This window comes from Thermomonospora echinospora, from assembly GCF_900108175.1.
GTDB lineage: Bacteria > Actinomycetota > Actinomycetes > Streptosporangiales > Streptosporangiaceae > Thermomonospora > Thermomonospora echinospora.
Map to the genome: position 1 here is coordinate 1 of NZ_FNVO01000011.1, position 20,749 is coordinate 20,749.

Consider the following 20,749-nt stretch of genomic DNA (forward strand, 5'->3'; position numbering starts at 1 on the left):
CGGCCCGACCTCGGTCGACACCGTCTTGGCCGAGCTGCCGTTGCGGTGATTGCCGGTCGGCGCGGCCGGGTGTTCACCGCGCTCATAGCCCAGATGCTCGGTCATCTCGGCCTCCAGCGCGGCCTGCAGCACGGTCTTGGTGATCCCGGCCAAGAGCCCGTCCGGGCCGACCAGCGACACCCCCTCGGCCTTGGCCTTGGCGACCAGCTCGGCGGCGAGCTGGACATCCAGCCCGCCCTGCGGCTCGTCCTCGTCGTGGTTGGTCACGTGTGATCCTTCCCGGCCGGGGCATCGGCCCCAGCCTTCCGGATCACCACCCCACCCACACGATCTTTAGGACAGTCCCGGTCCGCTCGTCCCGTGTGCTGCGACACTGCTCGGATGAACGTCAGACTCGCCTGTGGGCAGGATGTGCCTGGCTTTCTTGATCTGGCGGGGCAGGTCGAGCACTGGTTCGGCCCCATGGTGCAGGACCCGGGGTTTCACGCCGCCGTGGACAAGCACATCAGTCGGGCCACGGCGCTCGTCGCGGTGGACGGGGCGAACGTGGTCGGCGGTCTGCTCTTCGGTGCTGAACCCCCGACCTATCACGTGCACTGGCTCGTGGTTTGTGAGCAAGCGCGCGGGCAGGGGGTCGGCCGCGCCCTGATGGCGGACGTCATGGGCCGGTTCGTGCAGCGCCCTGCGACCGTGGAGGTCGTGACCTTCGGCGCAGACCACCCCGGCGCCGAGGAAAGCGGCGCCCGCGTCTTCTACGAAAGACTCGGATTCGTCCCCGCCGAGCCGGCGCCCCCAGGCCCTGAAGGCGGGTCCCGCCAGGTCTACCGCAAAAACGTCACCTGACCACGTGGTCCCAGCTTGTGGGCCAGGAGGGTGTCCAGGCCGAAGCGCTGACGGCAGTGACGGCGACACGGGCGAACACCGGCACACTCAGGAGGCCATCAGCGTCGGGACATCGACGCCGCACACCTTGTGATCACCTTGGGGCGGATCGAGCCGACAAGGGTGAGGCCGGTGGTCTCGTGGAGGTCGGTCTTTTGTTGGGCGTTGGAGTGCTCGGCCCGGTCAGAGGAATTCGCAGCCGTACTTGACGAGTGCGGCTTCCAACGTGGTGCGGGCGGGGATCTCGTCCTCCAAGCCGGGTGGGGGGAGGGCGGAGGGACCGGGGAGCGGGATGCCCGTCTCGAAGAAGTAGCCCTCGAAGCCGGCCGGTGTGCCCAAGACGAAGAAGCGGGCCTGCTGGGAGGTCGCGCGCCAGTCGTGCGGCAGGTGCCGGGGGGCGTAGGCGATGTCGCCCGGCCCCAGTTTCAGAGTCCGGTCGTCCACGCGTACGGTCAGCTCGCCGTCGGCGACCATGAACGTCTCGTCCTCGCGGGTATGCCGGTGCAGCGGGGCGGAGCTGCCCTGCGGGGCGGTGACGTCCGCGAGCCAGAAGTGACCTTCGGTCTGGTCGCCGGTGGCGATGAATCTCATCATCGAGCCCAGATGCCAGACGTGCTGTCCCTCGGCGGGGCGGACCAGGAGAGGCGCCGTGGTCGTCATCGGGTTCCTCCCTTCCTGTGCTTGGTGCGAGCCTGAAAGGGTCAGCGGCTTGCCCTCAACTCCGGTGGGGCGATCAGCCCAACGGCCGATGCCGTGTCCGATGACACTGCCCTACCCGTTTCCGGCACCGCCACCTGCCCGATGTCGCCGAGGCTCGTGCCCGGTGGACCACCGTCATGGTGCGCCTCTCGGCCAACCCGCCGCCCACCGCGGCGTCGCCGTGTCCGGCGGCGGTCTGAAGCCCGGCTTCCTCTGCTATGTCCGGCAGTACGGCACCTTCCCTGGATCCGCACGTTCTGCTGTGGTTGAGGCGGTGGGGGCTAGGGTGGCCCGTCTTGACCTCTTCCCCTGCCTGAAGGCGGGGGGTTCCAACCGTCGCCGGTTGGTCTTCCTGTTTCACCGCCGGTCGCCCCGCCCGAGAGGACTCTCGTTGAGGTCTTACACCAGCTCCACAGGCGTTTCAGCTCTCCGCCAGCCCGGCGGCGAGCACGTTCTTGGCGGCGTTGACGTCGCGGTCGTGGATGGTGCCGCAGTGCGGGCACTGCCACTCGCGGACGTTCAGCGGCATCGTCTCCTGCAAGGTGCCGCACGCCGAGCACAGCTTGGAGGAGGGGAACCAGCGGTCCACCGCCACCAGCGTGCGCCCGTACCAGGCGGCCTTGTACTCCAGCATCATCCGCAGTTCTCGCCAGGCCGCGTCCGAGATCGCGCGAGCCAGGCTGTGGTTGCGGACCAGGTTGCGGACGGTCAGGTCTTCCACGGCGATCACTTGGTTCTCGCGAACAAGCCGTGTGGTGACCTTGTGCAGGTGATCCCTCCTGCGATCAGCGATGCGGGCGTACACCCGCGCCACCTTGAGCCGGGCCTTGGCCCGGTTGTTCGACCCCTTGGCCTTGCGGGCAAGGGCACGCTGCGCCTTCGCAAGCCGCTTGCGGTCGGCCCGCTCGTGACGCGGGTTGACGATCTTCTCTCCGGTGGACAGCGTCGCCAGCGCCGTGACGCCCGCGTCCACGCCCACCGACTGCTCCACCGGGACAAGCGGGGCGATCTTCTCCTCGACCAGGATCGACACGAACCAGCGTCCAGCCGCATCCCGACAGACCGTCACCGTGGACGGCTCCGAACCTTCCGGGAGGGGACGCGACCACACGATGTGCAGCGGCGTGTCCATCTTCGCCAGCGTCAACCGGCCGTCCCGCCAGCGGAAGGCGGAGCGGGTGTACTCGGCGGACGCGCGGGACTTCTTCTTGCTCTTGAACGTTGGGTACTTGGCCCGCTTGGCGAAGAAGTTCGCGAATGCGGCCTGCAGGTGCCGCAGCGCCTGCTGCAACGGCACCGACGACACCTCACCCAGGAACGCCAACTCGGGTGTCTTCTTCCACTGAGTGAGCGCGGCCGAGGACTCCACGTAGGAGACGCGGCGGCCCTCCAGGGTGTAGGCGCGGGTGCGCTCCTGTAACGCCTTGTTGTAGACGAGGCGGACGCAGCCGAACGTCCGGGCAAGCTCTTCGGCCTGCTCGCAAGTCGGGTAGAAGCGGTACTTGTAGGCCCGCTTCACGATCTGCGCCACGCCTTACATCATACCGCTAGATCAGTTAAAGACTGCTCTGCCGTGGTAGACGGCGGTCCGCCTGGCGGCGAATCGCCTACCCCTGTCCTGCTCCGCAGGGGTCCGATTCCTCCCCCGCCTGAAGGCAGGGGCTTCCTCGGAGGTTTCTGATGACCGCGAGTTCCTCTTATCTCCGTGTGACGGCGGAGGCCTACGACGCCGTTGCCGCCCTCTATGCCGATCTCTTCCGGGGGGCGCTCGATGACCAGCCGCTGGATCGTGCGGCGCTGGCCGTGTTCGCCGAGGTCGTACGGACCGCCGGTGGCGGGCCCGTCGCCGAGCTCGGATGCGGCCCCGGACATGTGACGGCGTACCTGCGGAAGCTGGGACTGGACGTCTCGGGCCTCGACCTGTCGCCGGTGATGATCGACCTTGCCCGCCGGGAGTATCCCGACCTGCGCTTTGAGGTCGGTTCGATGGACGCCCTGGACCTGGCCGACGGGGAGCTGGGCGGCATCGTGTCCTGGTACTCGGTCATCCACACGCCGCCGCAGGAACTGCCGGCGTACTTCAGCGAGTTCTGCCGGGTCTTGGCCCCGGGCGGCCACCTGCTGCTCGGCTTCTTCGAGTCCGAGGGTGCGCCGGTGACGCCCTTCGACCACAAGGCGGCGCCGGCCTACCGGTGGCCGATCGACGACCTGGCCGCGCTGGCACGCCAGGCCGGGTTCGTCGAAGTCGGCCGGGTGCTGCGCGAGCCCGGCGAGGGGGAACGGTACCGCCAGGGCCGTCTGCTGATGCGCCGACAGTAGGTCCGGTCTGGGGCGCGACGACGTACCATCTCCCGGCCCGATCCTGCCGACAGTGACCGACCCGGGCTCCGAACGGGGCACTGAGACACCCCACCGCCGATCCCGATGGAGCAGACGCCTCCGGCGGGAGTGCTCCGGCTCCGGGAAGCCCGGGGCGGGCCGGTACCGGTGGAGGCTGCTGCCCCTGTCGGCGCTCGACGGGCTCTGAGGGCTCTGCGGGCTCTGCGGCGCGGCCGGGTGGATCGCCCACCAGGGCGGACACCCGTTCGGGTGATGCTTCAGCGGCGTGCCGGAGCTCTGGGGCTAGGGTCCTGTGCCAGGGCAGGTATCTGGGCCGCGGAGTGCGGCCGGGTTGGTGTCGTGGAGGAAAGGGGCGTGCTGATGGAGCTTTCGGGGGTCGGGATCTGGAGTCAGCAACTGCGGTACGGGGACCCGGGCGAGGCCGCTGAGGCAGCCGCGGAGCTGGAGGAGCTGGGGTTCAGCGCGCTGTGGGTGCCCGATGTCGGCGGGCCGTTGTTCGATGCGGTCGGCCGGTTGCTGGCGGCGACCCGCAGTGCGGTCGTCGCGACCGGCATCCTCAACCTGTGGATGCACGCACCGGCGGACGCTGCGGCGTCGTACGCGTCGCTGACGGACGCGCACGGTGCGCGGTTCCTGATGGGCATCGGGGTGAGCCACGCTCCGCTGATCGACGCTGACGAGCCCGGCCGGTATCGGCGGCCGCTGGCGGCTATGGCGGGCTTCCTCGACGGTCTGGACAGCGCGGATCCCCCGGTGCCCGCCACGGAGCGGGTGTTGGCCGCGCTGGGTCCGAAGATGACGGCGCTGGCGGCCGAGCGGGCTCGCGGAGTCCATCCCTATCTCGTGACGCCCGAGCACACCCGGAGCGCCCGTGAGGCGCTGGGCGAGGGGCCGCTCGTCCTGCCCGAGCAGACGGTCATCCTGTGCTCGGGGGCCGAGGAGGCGCGGGCGATCGGGGTCGACTGGCTGCGCGGCTATCTGGGGCTGCCGAACTATGCCAACAACCTGCTGCGTCAGGGATTCACGCCCGAGGACGTGGCCTCGGTGAGCGACCGTCTGTTCGACGCCCTGATCGCCTGGGGCGATGAGGAGGCGATCATGCGCAGGGTGGACGAGCATCGCGCCGCCGGCGCCGACCATGTCTGCGTGCAGGTACTCACGGCCGACTCCCGGACGTTCCCGCGGGAGCAGTGGCGCCGCCTCGCCGCCGCCTTGCGCTGATCCCGCCGCGGAGACTCCGGCGCCCTACCGCGGAGACTTCCGTGCCCCGCCACGGAGACTCCCGCGCGGACCGTGCCGAGGCCTCTCCTGGGCCGTGCCCGGTGGTGCCGGGACGGGGCGTTCCGCCGTCCCGTCCCGGCACCGGCGGGGTCAGCGGCCGGCCGGGCCGGTCCAGCCGGCCGGCAGGTGGGCCAGGCGGACCCGCTGGGGGTGGTCGCCGACGGGGACGGAAGTGATCTTGCGGCCGGTGGCGAAGTCGATGGCGGTGACCTGGTCGGCGCCGCTCTCGGAGATGACGCAGGCCCGGCCGTCGCCGCTGACGGTGGCCCAGTACGGCTTGGCGGCCGTCACCAGCGGGCCCTCCTGCAGGGTGGCGCGGTCGACGATGGTGGCGTAGTCGTCCATGGTCCCGGCGATGCACAGCTTGGTGCCGGCGGGGTTCATGGACATGCCGTGGTGGCGGGAGTCGTTGACGAACGTGGTGCGGTCGTCATCGGTGGCCGGGTTCTCCGGGAGGGTCTTCATCCGGGTGATCCGGTCGGCGGCCACGTCGTACTCGAAGAAGCCGTTGAAGAAGGAGACCTGGAAGTACAGCGTGGACTCGTCGGGGGTGAAGGCGACCGGCCGTACCGCGTCGGACATGTCGCGGCGGCCGAAGGCGTCCAGGCGCTGCCGCATGTCGATGACCTTGACCTGCCGGAAGGTCGCGGCATCGGCGATGGTGATCTTGCGGTCGCCCTTGAGGAAGTCCTGCCAGGGGGCGTCGAAGTCGTTGTTGACCTCGCCGATCGACATGTTCCAGATGTACCGGCCGCCGTTGGTGAAGACGTTCTCGTGGGGCTTGTCGCCGGTGGCGAAGGAGCCGACCTGCTGGCCGGTGTTGATGTTCAGGACGTGGACGGTGTTGCCGGTGGAGGCGGACACCGCCACCTTGGTGCCGTCGGGGGAGACGGCCATGTGGTCCGACCGGTAACCCGAGACGGGGAAGCGCCACTTCAGCGCGCCGGTGGCGGTGTCGATGGAGGCCACGTCGGCGAAGCTGGGGCGGGAGACCACGATGGCCGAGCCGTCGGGGGTGGTGTACATGTCGTCGACGTACTGGTCGTGGCCCTCGCCGACGGTCTCCCGGATGCCGAGGAAGAAGGCCAGCCGGATGGGGTTGAGGTAGATCTCGCGCAGCCGCTGGTCCTTGTCGGGGATGAGGTTGATCCGGCCGATCTTGGCGAAGTCGCCGGTGGACTTGATGACGTCGGCGGTGCCTTCCCAGTTGTTGCCGACGAGCATCACCTCCTGCAGCGCGGGAGCGGCGTTCACGGGAGCGGCGCAGACGCCGACGGCCGTCATGGCCGCCACGGCGCCGCCGAGCAGGGATCTACGCCAGCGCGCAGGGAGCGAGGCCTGCATGTTCTTCCTCCAGGGGGGTGGGAGGTACGCGGAACTGGAGAACGGTGCGGGGCCCGTGGGCCTCCACACGGAGGGAACACGGCGATCGGGCACGGCCGGCCGGAGAGCCCGCGGGCCTTGGGGCCTTGTGGGCCTGGCGCACGGACCCGGAAAGTCTGAATATGGAGATATTCAGACTTGTTACTCGATGGTAGGCACACGTGACGTCCACCACAAGACCCGATGGGCGAAAATCGGGACAGCGTGGAACGGAGGACACGGTGGCGGGCAGGATCACGCCGGCGGCGGGCCGGTACGGGGGCAGATCGGCGGCCGAACGGCAGGCCGAACGCCGCCGCCGCTTTCTGGAGGCGGGCCTGGACCTGTTCGGCGCCGGCCCCGGCTACCGTGCCACCAAGATCACGGACGTGTGCCGGGCCGCCGGGCTGTCCACCCGCCAGTTCTACGAGGAGTTCCGCACCCTGGAGGACCTGCTGGCCGAGTTGCACCTGTACGTCAACGACGTCGCCGCGCAGGCCGTGGTGGACCTCCTGCCGCAGGTGCAGCACCTGGACCCCATCGACCGCTACACCCGGCTGTTCCGCGCCTACGCCGCCGGGGTCACCGCCGACCCCCGCCACACCCGCATCGCCTTCGTCGAGATCATCGGCGTCAGCCCCCGCCTGGACCGCCAGCGCCTGGACCGCCGTGCCCGCTGGATCGACTTCCTGTGCGAGCAGGCCGAGGCCGCCGCCGCCCGGGGCGAGATCCCCGCCCGTGACTTCCGCGTCCCCGCCGCCGCGTTCATCGGAGCCATCAACGGCCTCATGCACGACTGGGCCGTCGGCTGGGTCGACGCCACCCTCGACCAGATCATCGACGAACTCCTGCAGATCCTGCTGGGCAGGCTCCAGTTCGCCGCCGGAGAAGGCCCCGCCCGCTGACCCCCGTACCGCCGTCATGCCCGCCGTGGTCGGGTCGGCGGGAGTCCAGGGGTGACGGCGGGTTCTTGGTGGAGGGTTGGCGGGGGCGGTGTGTTGGCCTTCGCCTCGTGGAGCACGCGTTTGCTTAACAGTCGGTACCCGTGCAGATGCTGTGGGTATTCGCGGGGTGGGATGTGCCGGACCCGGTGCATCAGCCGTTCATGCATGGAAGGAGATGGTCGTGTCCGGCAGTACCGACACCGTCCCTCAGCAGTCCCCGATCGTGCAGCAGCCGGTGGTGGCGACGCCGGCGCGGCAGTACCCGAGCGCGCAGGACGTCCCGCTGCGGGTGGCGCTGGTCAACGGCGGCTTCGAGGAGCCCGCGATCACCGCCCGGGAGGACTGGCAGTACTTCGGGGAGGACCAGGTGCCGGGCTGGCGCACCACCGCCGTCGGTCGCCAGATCGAGTTGCGCAGGTCGGGGGCGGAGGGGGTCGAGACCGAGAGCGGCGCGCAGTACGGCGAGCTGAACGCCGAGGAAGCCGCCACGCTCTACCAGGACCTGCCGACCACGCCGGGCACCAAGCTGTACTGGAGGCTGTCGCACCGGGGCCGGCGGGGCATGGACACGATGGCGCTGGACATCGGCGCCCCCGACAACCCGGTCCAGCAGCGGACGATGACCGACGGCAAGGACAGGTGGGGCCACTACTCCGGCGAGTACGTGGTGCCTCCCGGGCAGACGATCACCCGGTTCGCCTTCCGTGCGGTCTCGGCGGCGGGCGGCCACCAGCACGAGGGCAACCTGCTGGACAACGTCGTGTTCGGGACGGCGCCGTGCGTGGTGGTCACCAAGACCGCCGAGCCGGTCTCCGGGGCCCGGGTCGGGGAGATCGTCACCTACCGGGTCAACCTCAGGAACGAGGGCGGCGCCCCGGCCGGCAACGTGATGCTGATCGACGGCATCCCGGACGGCACCAGCTACGTGCCCGGCTCGTTGCGCATCATCGACGGCCCCGGTGGCGGTGGGCTCGGCGGCTACGACCCGCACGCCCGCCAGTTGACCCTGCCCGTCGGGGAGGGCGCCACCGCCAACCGTGGCGGCTCGCTGCCCTCCACCATCGACGTCCCCAACGGCGTCACCGCCGAGTTCCGCGTCCGTGTCGAACGTGAGGGCGCCGGTCGTACCATCGCCAACCAGGCGACCGTCACCTACGACAACACCCTGGGCAAGCAGGTGGAGCACCTGCACTCCACCTCCGACGCCGCCGCCTTCACCACCGCCCAGCCCGTCACGCTGGCCCTGGTGAAGGCCGCCGACCGGTCCAATGCGGGACTGGGCGAAGTCGTGACCTTCCACCTCAGTGTCACCAACCAGGGCCCCACCCCGGCCACCGGTGTCACCGTCACCGACCGCCTGCCCGCCGGCAGCCTGGCCTTCCTGGGCGCCACCGCCAGCCTGGGCCGCTACGAGGCGGCGGGCGGTCAGTGGACCATCGGGGACCTGCCGGTCGGGGGCACCGCCAGCCTGCAACTGCAGGCCAAGGTCACCGCGCTCGGCCCGATCCGCAACACGGCCATGGCCACCGCCAACGAGACCAGCACCGAGGCGACTGGCACCGTCGAGGTGACCTTGTGCGGGCAGCCCGCCGCCACCGCCTGCCCCGTCCCCATGTCCCTGCCGATGCCCGGCCCGGTTCCCGGTCCGATGCCACAGCCCGTTCCCATGCCGGGGCCTGGCCCGTACGGTTCAGGAGGGTGGCCATGGCCCGGGTACAGCCTCTACCCCGGGGCCTACGGCCAGGAGATGCAGCACGGCGGTCAGCAGCCGGGTGGACCCCAGCCCGGCGGGCAACAGGCCGGCGGACAACCGCACGGCGGTCAGCAGCACGGATACTGGGCCTGGTACGGCCCCGCCCCTGAACAGCACGGCCACCCCGGCCCTGGCCACGAGGCCCCTCAGGAGGCCGCCGCCGGACCGCCGTACTACCCGCAATACCAGTGGTACTGGGTCGCCAACGGCGGATCGGGCCACCACTCCGGCCCCGGCTCCACCCCCACCGGCCAAGGCCAGGCCCCCGGCCAGGCTTCCGGCCAGGGTCAGGGCCAGGGTCAGGGCCAGGCCGCAGGTCAGGGACAGGCTCCCGGCATGTGGTCGATGCCGGCCCATGGACCCTGGGGCTGGTACCAGCCCGGCCCCGCCCCGTACGGGTCCGGCCCCGGCGGCGCCATGAACTGCTCCTGTTCCTGCTCCTGACACCAGCCCATCCACCCCTGTACGCCCGGCTCCGCTTTGTGCGAAGCGGTACATCGAGCGACGCGAGTGCGAGAGGAGGGGGCCGGGCGGCTAGCCGTTCCCGGTGGCCTGGCGGTGTACGGCGGCGCACACGCCACCGTCGATGAGGATGTCCGTGCCGGTCAGGAAGCCGGCTTCGGCCGACAGCAGGAAGGCGACGACGGCGGCGACCTCCTCGGGGCGGCCCGCGCGGCCGAGAGGGGTCTGCTGGACGAGCCTGTCCATCGACGGGTGGTTCGCCGCCTCCTGCCGTCCTTGGGGCGTGTCGATGATGCCGGGGGAGACCGAGCAGACGCGGGCGCCCACCGGGCCGAGCCTCGTGGCCTCCTGCTGCACGAAGCGGTGCACGCCGTGCTTGGCGAACGCGTAGGCGGCTCCGGGGTCCTCGATGGCCGGGCCGAGGGCCTCGTGGAGCCGGTCGAGGAACCGTTCGTGCAGCGGGGCGTCCAGGATCGCGGCGACGGCCGGATCCGGCCGGGTACGGGCGAGCACCGGTGCCATCGAGGCGAAGCACACCATCGCCGTCCCGGCGGTGGCCAGCGGGCGGAGCGCCTCGGCGAGCAGCGCGGTCCCGACGAGGTCGACGGTGAGGATGCGGCGCCAGTCGGCCATGGTGGGAGAGATCCCGGCGGCGTGGGCGACGGCGCGCAGCGTGCCGAGTTCCGAGACGCGGGCGGCCAGCCGGGCGAGGCCGTCGCGATCGGTGATGTCGAGGACGAACGGCTCGACGGCCGTGCCGCCGCCGGAGGCCGACAAGTCCTCGGCGGCCGCGGCCACGGTCGCCTCGTCCCGGTCCACCAGTAGCAACGTGTCGACCATGCCGGTGAACCGGCGGGCGCATGCCAGCCCCATCCCGCGCCCGGCTCCGGTCGCGATGCCCACGGTCGTCATGCGTTCTCTCCTCCGGCGGTTCGTTCGGCGGACGCGCAGGCCCGGTACCGTTCCAGGCTCGGGTTTCGGCGGCGGACGGTGGTGGCCGGCCGATCGGCCCTTCCGCTCGCGACGGCCGAACCCGACGGCGGGCACGCGACTCTCATCCTTTGTCCGGAATGAGACCCCAAAGGAGCCGTATGTCCTCCGACTATCCCGACGCGGTCGTGGCGATACTGGCCGAGAGCTTTCCCAGGCTCGCCGAGCCTGCCGCCGCACAGGCCGCGGCCGAGGCCATCCGGCGCCATACCCTGCAGCCCGACGAGGCGTTCGAGTACATCGTGGACGATCAAGAACAGGCGGACTGGCGGATCCACGCCGACCGGCGGAACCCCGGACGGGTGATGCTGTCCTGCTTCCGGTACACGCTGACGGCCTTCGACTACCACCGCGAAGAGCGCGTGAACACCGCCTTGGCCGAGTTGCCCCTCTGACCCGACCGCAGACCCCGGCCTTTCGAGCCGGCGGTGTTCTCCCGAGCGTGACCCCGGCCCTGAAGTGACGGCGAGACAGGCCACGGTTGCCGGCCGACCACATCCATGACGTCGGCGAGCCCGGCCCGGAAGACGTGGCGGCCTGGAGAGACCGTCGAGGGTGAGGAGGCCCGAGCCGCTCACCCCTGCCATCGCGTCTCCCTCTCGCCGCGGCCAAGGCCAGAAGACCGTTCGGAGAAGTGAGAATAACCCTCTCCTTGGCAAGAGTGATATTTCCATAGGCCAGGCGGGGTCGCAATCCCTCAGGGCACGGCCGGACGGGTGCTCGCCGCCGGGCCGGCGGGGTGAACGGACGCGGCCAAGGTCAGCGGGTCCGTAGTTTCGCACTGATGTCGGCGGCGGTGCCGCGGAGCCGTTCCAGGATGGTGCCGTGCAGGGCGCTCTCCGGGTGCCGGGCGGTCGAGACCGCCACGTTGACCGCGGCGACCGGCAGGTCGTCGGCGCCGAAGACCGGCACCGAGACCGACCGGAGGCCCTGGGCGAGCTCCTGGTCCTGGATCGCGTACCCGTCCCGCCGGATCTGTTCCAGCCGGTCGCGCAGCTCCGGGACGCTGGAGACGGCGTTGGGGCCGGCACCCGGCGTGAAGGAGGCCGCGGTGATCCGGCGGTCGAACTCGTCGGGCGGCAGGTAGGCCAGCAGCAGCTTGCCCATGGAGGTGTACGGGGCGGGCAGCGTCGAGCCCACGTGCACGTTCGCGGTGACGAGGTCGGCGTTACGCAGCCGCGCCAGGTACAGCACGCGGTCCTCGACCAGGACGCCGAGGTTGACCGTCTCGCCGGTCGCCTCGGCCAGCAGCCGCAGCGGGCGGTCGCTGAGCTGCACCAGACCCGAGCCCCGCATCGCGGCGGAGCCGAGGGTCAGCACCTTCACCCCGGGCTGCAGCGCGCCGTCGTGCGTGCGTTCGAGATAGCCGAGCTCCTCCAGCGTGGAGACGATCCGGAACGTCGTGGGCATGGGGATGCCGGTCCGGGCCGCGATGTCGCTGGTGCGCAGGGACAGCGTGGTGCCGTCGAAGAGGCTGAGCACCTGCAGGCCCTTGGCCAGCGCCGCGATGTGGTACCGCGACCTGTCGCCGTCGGCGGTGCCGCGAGCGCCCATGGTCCCCCCGAGCCCGGATGCGTTGACGAGATCATCTGTGTCCCACAATACTCTTCCTGGGTGAAAGTAGCTTTCATGTAGTGAAAGTCGTAGGGAGTCGCGGGTGGCGCAGGCATCACCGGACGGGACGGCGGGCTGGCTGGGCCTCGACGGCGCTCGGGTCCTCGTTCTCGGGGCGGGCGGCATCGGCGCGGAGTGCATCCGCGGCTACCTCGACGCCGGGGCGCACGTACTGGCGGTGGACCGGGACGCGGCCCGCCTGGACGAGCTGCGCGTACGGCACCCGGAGTTGCACGGCCGCACCGCCGACCTCACCGAGCCGGGCGCCGGCGCCGACGTCGTCCGGCAGGCGCTGGAGACGCTCGGCGGGCTCGACGTGCTGCTGCACTGCGTCGGCGTCAACGACCGCCGGCCGATCCTGGAGTTCACCGAGGACGAATGGGACCGGGTGCTGCGCGTCAACCTGTCGACCGCGTTCAGGGCCGCGCAGGCGGCGGGACGCCACATGGTGGCGGCCGGCGCCGGGCGCATCGTCTTCCTGTCCTCGGTCTCGGGCCACCTGGCGCACCGCGATCACGGCCCGTACGCCGCCTCCAAGGGCGGGCTGAACCAGATGATGCGGGTGATGGCCGCCGAGTGGGCCGCCCACGGGGTCACCGTGAACGCGGTCGCGCCCGGCTACATCGAGACGCCGCTGACGGCCGCCCACCTCGCCCGGCCCGGAGTGCGCGAGGGCCTGGTGCGCCTGGTCCCGGCCGGCCGGCTGGGCACCCCGCAGGAGGTCGTGGGGCCGGTGCTGTTTCTTTCCTCACCGCACGCGGCGTTCATGACCGGCCATGTCATGTACGTCGACGGCGGACGCACGCTCGTCTGAGCAGGGACGGAGAACACGATGAGTCGGATCTTCCCCCGGTTCGCCGGGAAGTCGGTGCTGGTCACGGGGGCCGGTACCGGGTTCGGCGCCGAGATCGCCTTCCGTGCGGCGCAGGAGGGCGCCCGGGTCGGGGTGCACTACAACCGCTCGAAGCAGGGCGCCGAGCGGACCGCCGAACGCATCCGCGAGATCGGCGGCGAGGCGTTCACCGTGCGGGCGGACATCTCGTCCTGGGAGGCCATCCAGCGGCTGACCGAGGAGGTCTTCGACCACTTCGGGGTGCTGGACGTCCTGGTCAACAACGTCGGGGACGTGGCGACCGAGCAGATGTCGTGGCGTCAGCTCACCCAGGAGTCGCTGGACCGCGTCATCGACGTGGACCTCAAGGGGACCCTGCTGATGACGCACGAGTTCGGGTCCCGGATGCTGGAGCAGGGGCACGGCTCCATCGTCAACATCGGGTCGACCGTGGTGGTCCGAGGCAGTGCGCGCGCCCCGCAGTACGCCGCCGCCAAGTACGGGCTGCTCGGCGTCACCAAGTCGTACGCCGCCGCGTTCGCGCCGACCGTGCGGGTCAACACCTTCGCCCCCGGCTTCATGGAAACCGGGGCCACCCTGGAACGCGAGGACTGGAAGTCCGGGCGCCGCGAGAAGCTCATCGCGCAGACCCCCATGGGGACGATCCCCCCGCCGGAGGCGGTGGCGGGCACCGCCCTCTTCCTGGCGACCGAGGAGGCCTCGCACATCACGGGCGCCTACATGCTCGCCGACGGCGGCTTCAACATGGTCGGCGCCTGACGGCGCGGCCGGCCACGACCCGTCCAACGACCGGAAGGACCCGCATGAAGCTGATCACCTTCGACGAGGGCCGGGTCGGGCGCCTCGACGGCGACGACGTCATCGAGCTCGACGTCCCCTCCACCCGCGCGTTCTTCGAACGCGAGGGCCGAGTCGGCGAGACCGGCGAACGGCTGAAGCTCGACCAGGTGAGGCTGCGCGCGCCGATCCGGCCCCGGAAGTTCTTCCACACCGCCGGGAACTTCGCCGACCACCACGAGGAGCTCCAGGCGGTCAACTGGTCGCACCCGGTGCACAAGGGCATCGTGTTCTTCCAGAACGTCGACGCGATCATCGGCCCGGACGAGCCGGTCGTGCATCCCGAGCACCTCACCGAGGAGCTCGACTACGAGATCGAGCTGGCCGTGATCATCGGCAGGCCCGGCAAGTTCTTCGGGCCCGAGCAGGCCACAGAGCACATCGCCGGTTTCACCGTCTTCAACGACATCACCGCCCGCGACATCCAGCGCCGCGAGATGGAGTCCGGGGTCTTCTCCTTCAGCAAGGCCATCGACACCTTCTGCCCGATCGGCCCCTGGATCGTCACCGCCGACGAGATCGAGGACATGCAGGACCTCGCGCTCCAGCTCAGGGTGAACGGTGAGGTCCGGCAGACCGGGCACACCGGCCAGATGCGCGTGTCGATCCCACACCTGGTCGCCTACCACTCGCCGCAGGTCTACAGCGCCGGCGACATCATCACCACCGGCACGGTGTCCGGTGTCGCGGCCGTCCAGCCGAACCCGTTCGACTTCTACCTGCGTCCCGGAGACGTGATCGAGGCGGAGATCGAGGGGGTGGGGGTGCTGCGTAACCCCGTCGTCTCCTGGCAGGACGCCTACGGCGAGCCCGCTCCGGAGCGGGTCGGCTGGTGAGGACGGCCAATCTCGGCGGCCGGCTGGCCGTCATCGTCGGGGACCGGGCGGTGGACGTCGCCCGGGCCAGCGAGGGCCGCTTCCCCGCCGACCCGCAGGCCGTCTTCGCCGAGTGGGACGCCTTCGCCCGCTGGGGCGGGGACCTGGACGCCGCGCTCGGGAGGCCGTTCGACCCGGAGGAGCTGGGGCCGCCGGTGCCCCGGCCCGCCCAGGTCTTCGCCATCGGCATCAACTACGCCGAGCACGCGCGCGAGGCCGGCTATCCGCCCGAGTCGCCGCCGGTGACGTTCACGAAGTTCCCGAGCTGCCTGGCCGGGCCCGTGTGCGAGGTGGAACTGCCCACCGGCACGGTGGACTGGGAGGTCGAGGCGGTGGTGGCGCTGTCCCGGCCGGCCTTCCGGGTGAGCCGGCAGGACGCCTGGGACCACGTCGCCGGCATCACGCTCGGCCAGGACCTGTCGGAACGGACCTCGCAGCTCGCCGGTGCCAAGCCGCAGTTCAGCCTGGCGAAGTCGTTCCCCGGGTTCGGTCCCACCGGGCCGTGGCTGGTCACCCCCGACGAGTTCGACGACCCGGGGGACCTGGCCATCTCGTGCAGCCTGTCGGGCGAGGTCGTGCAGAGCGCGCGCACCTCCGCCATGATCTACGACATTCCCGAGCTGGTGTTCCGGCTGTCCCACGTGTGCCGGCTGTACCCGGGAGACCTCATCTTCACGGGCACGCCGCCGGGCGTCGGCAACGCCCGCTCCCCCAAGCGCTTCCTCCGGCCGGGCGAGGTCCTGGTCAGCGAGCTGGAGGGGGTCGGCTCCATCACCCAGCGGTTCACCGCGCCTCGGCACGGCCCGGACACCTGATGCCGTTCCGGCTCGACCGGCCGCACCGCGGGCCGAACGAGCCGATCCCCGACGGCCTGGCGTGCGGGAACGCGGCAGACGCGTTCTTTACCCGGGTATGAGGATTTTTTGAGGGTAAGGGGCGCGCATGACCGTCTACGGGATTCATGCGTCCCACGAGCAGATCGCGCCCGGTGCGCTGCTGGCGGCCATGGTGCACGCCGAGGAGGCCGGGTTCGCGGCGGCGATGTGCTCGGACCACTTCTCGCCGTGGAGCGCGCGGCAGGGGCAGTCCGGGTTCGCCTGGTCGTGGCTGGGGGCCGCGCTGCAGGCCACCGGCCTGCCGTTCGGCGTGGTCAACGCGCCCGGCCAGCGGTACCACCCGGCCATCATCGCGCAGGCCATCGGAACGCTGGGGGAGATGTTCCCCGGCCGGTTCTGGGCGGCGCTCGGCAGCGGCGAGGCCAGCAACGAGCACATCACCGGCGAGCCCTGGCCCCGCAAGGAGGTGCGCAACGCGCGGCTGCGCGAGTGCGTCGACATCATCCGGGCGCTGCTGGCCGGGGAGGAGGTCAGCCATGACGGGCTGGTCACCGTGGACCGCGCCCGGCTGTGGACCCGCCCGGACACCGTACCGCCGCTGATCGGGGCGGCGGTCAGCGAGGCCACCGCCCGCTGGTGCGCCGAGTGGGCCGACGGGCTGGTCACCGTGAACGCCCCGGCCCCCACGCTCCGGCGCATCGTCGCCGCCTACCGCGACGCCGGAGGCCGCGGGCCGCTGGCCCTCCAGGTGCACCTGAGCTGGGCGCCGGACGAGGAGGAGGCCGTCCGCATCGCGCACGAGCAGTGGCGCAGCAACGTGTTCCCCCCACCGGTCTGCTGGGACCTGGAGATGACCGACCACTTCGACGCGGTCTCCGAGCGCGTCACCGCCGGGCAGGTCGCCGAGGTCGTCAACATCTCCTCCGACCTGGGCCGGCACACCGCCCGGCTGCACGAGTACGCCGAACTCGGCTTCGACCGCGTCTACCTCCACCACGTCGGCCAGGACCTGGGCCCGTTCATCGACGCCTTCGGCGCCAAGGTGCTGCCCCAGCTCACCGGGGACCGTCCGTCATGAAGCTGACCCGCACGGCCGACCTGTGGTGGAAGACAGCGGTCGTCTACTGCCTGGACGTGGAGACGTTTCGGGACGGCGACGGGGACGGGTGCGGTGACTTCCGGGGACTCACCCAGAAGATCGACTACCTTGACCGGCTGGGTGTCACCTGCATCTGGCTGATGCCGTTCTATCCGTCGCCCGACCGCGACGACGGCTACGACATCACCGACTTTTACGGGGTGGACCCGAGGCTGGGCACGCTCGGCGACTTCGTGGAGTTCGTCCGCACCGCGCGGGACCGGGGCATGCGGGTGATCGCCGACCTGGTCGTCAACCACACCTCCGACCGGCATCCGTGGTTTCAGGACGCCCGGTCCGGCCGCGACTCGCGCCACCGCGACTGGTACGTGTGGGCGGACGAGCCGCCCCCCGACGGGCCCAAGGGCGTGGTCTTCCCCGACAAGGAGGACAGCCTGTGGCAGTACGACGAGCACACCGGGCAGTACTACCTGCACCGTTTCTACAAGCACCAGCCCGACCTCAACGTCGCCAACCCCGAGGTGCGCGACGAGATCGCCCGGATCATGGGCTTCTGGATGGAGCTGGGGCTGTCGGGTTTCCGGGTGGACGCGGTTCCGTTCATGCTGGAGACCGACGGCCAGGCCGACGCCTCGCGGCTGCCCGACCCGCACGACTACCTGGCCGACCTGCGAGCGTTCCTGTCGCGCCGCAACGGTGAGGCGGTGCTGCTCGGCGAGGTGAACCTGCCCTACGCCGACACGATGGCCTTCTACGGCGGCGAACAGGGCGACGAGCTGACGATGTGCTTCGACTTCGTCGGCATGCAGAAGATGTACCTGGCGCTGGCCCGCCGGGTCGCCCGTCCGCTGGCCGAGGCCCTGCGGGAGCGGCCCGCGCCGCCCAAGGACGGCCACTGGGCCACGTTCGTCCGCAACCATGACGAGCTGACGCTGGACCGGCTGTCGGACGCCGAACGCGAAGAGGTCTTCCAGGCGTTCGGCCCCGAGGAGAACATGCAGCTCTACGGCCGTGGCCTGCGCCGGCGCCTGCCGCCGATGCTGGACGGCGACCCGAAGCGCCTGAAGATGGTCTACAGCCTGCTGTTCTCCCTGCCCGGCACTCCGGTGCTGTTCTACGGCGAGGAGATCGGCATGGGCGAGGACCTGCGGGCTGAGGGCCGTCTCGCGGTACGTACGCCGATGCAGTGGCGGCCGGGCCCGGGGGCGGGCTTCTCCGACGCGGACCCGTCACGGTTCCCGGGCCAGGTGGTCGAGGGCCGGTACGGGCCCGACAGGGTCAGCGCGGCGGCCCAGCGCCGCGACCCCGGTTCGCTGCTGTCGTGGATCGGCATGCTCACCCGGCGCTACCGGGAGAACCCGGAACTGGCCTGGGGCGATCTCGACATCCTCGACACCGGGACCGATCAGGTGCTGGCCCACCGGTGCTCCCGCGAGGGCGGCACCGTCGTGGCGCTGCACAACTTCTCCCAGGACCCGGTGGAGGCCCGCCTGACGCTGGACGAGCTCGACTCCTCCTGGCTGCTGACCGACCTGCTGGTGGACGGCACCACCGAGGTCGCTTCGGACGGCACCGCCGTGGTCCGCCTCGACGGCTACGGCTGCCGGTGGCTGCGCCCCGTTCCCCGCGACCAGGCTCTGCCGGACTGATCGCCGTGTCCGTATCGAGGGCCGTGCGTTCGGGACGCCACGGGGCCGGCGCGGCGGTACGCGAGGCGACCGTGGACCTCCCCGTGCCGGACGGTGTACGTTCGACCGCCGACCTGGCACGACGCGTCGACCGGCGGCTGCTGCTCTGGGTGGTGGGGCACTCCCGCCCCGTCCTGGACCGGTGGATGCCGCGAGCCTCACGGGCCACCGACCACCTGCTGGGATGGTGGGCGGTGGCGGCGGTGATGACCGCCGCCGGCGATCCGGCCGTACGGTCGGCCGCACGGCGTGCGGTGGCCGCGATGCTGCTGGCCGAGCCGGTGTGCAACAAGGCCGCCAAACGGGTGGTGGACAGGTCCCGGCCGCCCCGCTCGTTGCGTGGCCGGCGGCCCGGCCGGATCCCGGACACCGGAGGGTTCCCCTCGGGTCACACCGCCGCCGCGGCGGCCTTCACCACGGCGGTGATTGCGACCACACCCCGGGTAGGGGTGCCGGTGGGGCTGCTGGGCGCCGTCGTGGCCTATTCGCGTCTCTACACCGGAGCCCACTACCCCAGCGATGTGGCCGCCGGTGCGCTGGCGGGGGCCACGACCGCGCTGGCCCTGCACTGGAGCGTCACACGAGGGTGGCCGGACCGGATACTTCGCCCGCACGTTCGGGGTGCCCACGTTTAGGACGCCAAGGCCGGGCATGGACTTGTCCTGAGACAAGCAAACCGGACTGCCGACAGTCCAAGGCACCGCCAGGACGGACGACCGTGCAGGTCATTGCGGAGATCGAAGGGGAGAGACACCGATGGCGACCAGTGAGTCGAGACCGACGGCGGCACGTTCCCAGCAGAACGGCAGCGCGGGTGCCCACCAGGCCGAAGCGAAGGACGGCGCCCAGGAACTGCGGACCGACATCGAGCGCACCCGCGCCGAACTCGGGGAGACCGTGGAGGCGCTGGCGAGTAAGGCCGACGTGAAGACCCGCGCCAAGGACAAGGCCGGGCAGTTCAAGGAGAACATCACCGCGCAGGCCCAGCACGGGATCGAGACCGTCCGGGACAGGACCGCCCCCGCCGCGCAGAAGGCCCAGGAGAAGACCCGCGAGTTGGCGGCCAAGGCCCGGGAGACCTCCTCCTCGGAGGAGGTACGGGCGAAGGCCGCCCCCGGCGGCGCGGCCGCGGCCGCCGGCACCGGTGCGGCCGCGGTGGCCGTGTGGCTGTGGCGCCGCCGCCGGGCCCGCCGGACGACCCGCTGGCAGGCCGCGATGCAGACGGCCCAGCAGGCCGGCGTCCAGGTCCGCGACCAGCTCCGGAGCGGGGCCGCCGGCATCTCCAGCGCCTCCGGCGACCTGATGAACGCTCAGGTGCCCGCCAAGGTGGCCGCCCAGGCCCGTACCGCCATGTCCTCGCCGACCACCCGACCGCGGGTCCAGGGTGCCGCCGCGGCGGCGCTGGTGCTGCTGGCGGCCGGCCGGATCCGGCGGCGCCGCGCCCGCAAGGCCGCCATGCCGAAGTGACCGAAAGCCCGGCAGACGGCTGACGCCACCCGTTCACCGAACGGGTGGCGTCAGCCGTTTTACGACACCCGCCTCAAGGAACCGCTCTCCTCTCCGCTCTCGCCTCACCGGCGCCCGGCACCGCCACCTCAAGGCGCCGCCCTGCTCTCCGCCGTCGGCTCACCGAACGGGCGGCGCATGCGGAGCGTGGAGCGGGTATCCCTCTCCCGGTGGGGCGCCGGTCACCGGTATTTCGGGGAGAGACCATGAACAGCACCGCCCTTCAACTCACCGTCCGCTCGCGGTGCGGAGAACATTGCGAAGCACGGATCCGCCGGCATGTGATCCACATCGACCAGCCCCCGGACGTGCTCGATCACGACACCGGCCCGACCCCGGTGGAGCTCTTCGTAGCGGGGGTCGCGGCCGACCTCGCCCAGCACGCCCGGCGCTACCTGAACCGACTCGGCCTGCCGGCCTGCGTGTCCGTCACCGCCCACTACCGAACGGAGCTGCAGCCCGCCCGCCTCGGCGGGATCGAGATGGAGGTCGCGGTCACCGACCTCCCCCTCGGCCTGCGCGCCTCGCTCCTCAACGTCCTGGAACGCTGCACCCTCTACGAAACACTCCGCCTCCAGCCGGACCTGTCGATCAAACTCACCTCCACCACCCCGCACATGGCCACTGAGAAGACCTAGGCGGTGGTGGCTTGACCGGGGTAGGGGGCGCTTACGCGGCGGCTGCTGTGGGCGGGTGGCGGCCGGAGTTAGGCTGCCGGTGCAGGTGTT

General features: G+C 71.1%; 20 protein-coding genes and 1 pseudogene. 15 read left to right on the plus strand and 6 right to left on the minus strand.

The genetic code is table 11. The annotated features are described in order from the left end of the window. On the minus strand, positions 1 to 231 hold a 231-nt coding region (locus tag C4U03_RS23135), incomplete at its 3' end, for a transposase (protein WP_456119805.1). 150 nt (positions 232 to 381) lie between these two features. Between C4U03_RS23135 and C4U03_RS23140 the strand changes: the two genes are divergently transcribed. After that, positions 382 to 843, plus strand: coding sequence for a GNAT family N-acetyltransferase (locus C4U03_RS23140; RefSeq protein WP_103940405.1), 462 nt, complete (start codon positions 382 to 384; stop codon positions 841 to 843). Positions 844 to 1,065: 222 nt separating this feature from the next. On the opposite strand, the gene C4U03_RS23145 is transcribed toward C4U03_RS23140, so the two are convergent. Then, complete coding sequence (locus C4U03_RS23145; RefSeq protein WP_103939986.1) at positions 1,066 to 1,542, minus strand: cupin domain-containing protein; 477 nt, start codon at positions 1,540 to 1,542, stop codon at positions 1,066 to 1,068. 373 nt (positions 1,543 to 1,915) lie between these two features. Beyond that, positions 1,916 to 3,112: pseudogene (locus tag C4U03_RS23150) on the minus strand (RNA-guided endonuclease InsQ/TnpB family protein); the annotation flags it as partial. 149 nt (positions 3,113 to 3,261) lie between these two features. On the opposite strand from C4U03_RS23150, the gene C4U03_RS23155 reads away from it, so the two are divergent. Then, positions 3,262 to 3,900: a class I SAM-dependent methyltransferase gene (locus tag C4U03_RS23155; protein ID WP_103939990.1), complete on the plus strand. Its 639-nt coding sequence runs from the start codon at positions 3,262 to 3,264 to the stop codon at positions 3,898 to 3,900. A gap of 381 nt (positions 3,901 to 4,281) precedes the next feature. Continuing rightward, the gene (locus C4U03_RS23160) at positions 4,282 to 5,142 is read left to right on the plus strand and encodes an LLM class F420-dependent oxidoreductase (RefSeq protein ID WP_103940407.1); all 861 of its coding nucleotides are present in this window, start codon (positions 4,282 to 4,284) and stop codon (positions 5,140 to 5,142) included. Positions 5,143 to 5,292: 150 nt separating this feature from the next. On the opposite strand, the gene C4U03_RS23165 is transcribed toward C4U03_RS23160, so the two are convergent. Beyond that, positions 5,293 to 6,546 carry a YncE family protein gene (locus C4U03_RS23165; RefSeq protein WP_103939992.1) on the minus strand — a complete coding sequence of 418 codons (1,254 nt, stop codon included), beginning with the start codon at positions 6,544 to 6,546 and terminating at the stop codon, positions 5,293 to 5,295. A 260-nt stretch (positions 6,547 to 6,806) separates the two neighbouring features. Between C4U03_RS23165 and C4U03_RS23170 the strand changes: the two genes are divergently transcribed. Further along, entirely contained in the window at positions 6,807 to 7,469 is a 663-nt protein-coding gene (locus C4U03_RS23170) for a TetR/AcrR family transcriptional regulator (protein ID WP_103939994.1), read from the plus strand. Between the two features lie 220 nt (positions 7,470 to 7,689). Next, complete coding sequence (locus C4U03_RS23175; RefSeq protein WP_200827410.1) at positions 7,690 to 9,705, plus strand: DUF7507 domain-containing protein; 2,016 nt, start codon at positions 7,690 to 7,692, stop codon at positions 9,703 to 9,705. 90 nt (positions 9,706 to 9,795) lie between these two features. Here C4U03_RS23175 and C4U03_RS23180 read toward each other — a convergent pair whose 3' ends face one another. Beyond that, a complete protein-coding gene (locus C4U03_RS23180; RefSeq protein WP_103939998.1) occupies positions 9,796 to 10,635 on the minus strand; it encodes an SDR family oxidoreductase in 840 nt (279 codons plus the stop codon). A 179-nt stretch (positions 10,636 to 10,814) separates the two neighbouring features. Here C4U03_RS23180 and C4U03_RS23185 point away from each other — a divergent pair, with 179 nt between their 5' ends. Beyond that, a complete protein-coding gene (locus tag C4U03_RS23185) occupies positions 10,815 to 11,108 on the plus strand; it encodes a hypothetical protein (RefSeq protein ID WP_103939999.1) in 294 nt (97 codons plus the stop codon). Positions 11,109 to 11,472: 364 nt separating this feature from the next. On the opposite strand, the gene C4U03_RS40015 is transcribed toward C4U03_RS23185, so the two are convergent. Further along, a complete protein-coding gene (locus tag C4U03_RS40015; protein ID WP_160147066.1) occupies positions 11,473 to 12,267 on the minus strand; it encodes an IclR family transcriptional regulator in 795 nt (264 codons plus the stop codon). A gap of 103 nt (positions 12,268 to 12,370) precedes the next feature. Here C4U03_RS40015 and C4U03_RS23205 point away from each other — a divergent pair, with 103 nt between their 5' ends. The 9 genes from C4U03_RS23205 to C4U03_RS23245 all read left to right on the plus strand — a co-directional run bounded on the left by C4U03_RS23205 (position 12,371) and on the right by C4U03_RS23245 (position 20,659). After that, a complete protein-coding gene (locus C4U03_RS23205) occupies positions 12,371 to 13,141 on the plus strand; it encodes an SDR family NAD(P)-dependent oxidoreductase (protein WP_200827411.1) in 771 nt (256 codons plus the stop codon). A gap of 18 nt (positions 13,142 to 13,159) precedes the next feature. Continuing rightward, positions 13,160 to 13,939 carry an SDR family NAD(P)-dependent oxidoreductase gene (locus tag C4U03_RS23210; RefSeq protein WP_103940005.1) on the plus strand — a complete coding sequence of 260 codons (780 nt, stop codon included), beginning with the start codon at positions 13,160 to 13,162 and terminating at the stop codon, positions 13,937 to 13,939. 44 nt (positions 13,940 to 13,983) lie between these two features. Continuing rightward, a complete protein-coding gene (locus C4U03_RS23215) occupies positions 13,984 to 14,853 on the plus strand; it encodes a fumarylacetoacetate hydrolase family protein (protein WP_103940007.1) in 870 nt (289 codons plus the stop codon). Continuing rightward, positions 14,850 to 15,707: a fumarylacetoacetate hydrolase family protein gene (locus tag C4U03_RS23220; RefSeq protein WP_103940009.1), complete on the plus strand. Its 858-nt coding sequence runs from the start codon at positions 14,850 to 14,852 to the stop codon at positions 15,705 to 15,707. Before C4U03_RS23215 ends, C4U03_RS23220 begins: the two co-directional genes overlap by 4 nt. Positions 15,708 to 15,834: 127 nt before the next feature. Continuing rightward, entirely contained in the window at positions 15,835 to 16,806 is a 972-nt protein-coding gene (locus tag C4U03_RS23225; protein ID WP_103940011.1) for a TIGR03885 family FMN-dependent LLM class oxidoreductase, read from the plus strand. After that, positions 16,803 to 18,476, plus strand: coding sequence for an alpha-amylase family protein (locus tag C4U03_RS23230; RefSeq protein ID WP_103940013.1), 1,674 nt, complete (start codon positions 16,803 to 16,805; stop codon positions 18,474 to 18,476). Before C4U03_RS23225 ends, C4U03_RS23230 begins: the two co-directional genes overlap by 4 nt. 83 nt (positions 18,477 to 18,559) lie before the next feature. Next, positions 18,560 to 19,150, plus strand: coding sequence for a phosphatase PAP2 family protein (locus C4U03_RS23235; protein ID WP_146087483.1), 591 nt, complete (start codon positions 18,560 to 18,562; stop codon positions 19,148 to 19,150). A gap of 121 nt (positions 19,151 to 19,271) precedes the next feature. Then, positions 19,272 to 19,982 carry a DUF3618 domain-containing protein gene (locus C4U03_RS23240; RefSeq protein ID WP_103940016.1) on the plus strand — a complete coding sequence of 237 codons (711 nt, stop codon included), beginning with the start codon at positions 19,272 to 19,274 and terminating at the stop codon, positions 19,980 to 19,982. A gap of 320 nt (positions 19,983 to 20,302) precedes the next feature. Beyond that, positions 20,303 to 20,659, plus strand: coding sequence for an OsmC family protein (locus C4U03_RS23245; protein ID WP_160147067.1), 357 nt, complete (start codon positions 20,303 to 20,305; stop codon positions 20,657 to 20,659). The last annotated feature ends 90 nt before the right edge of the window (positions 20,660 to 20,749 follow it).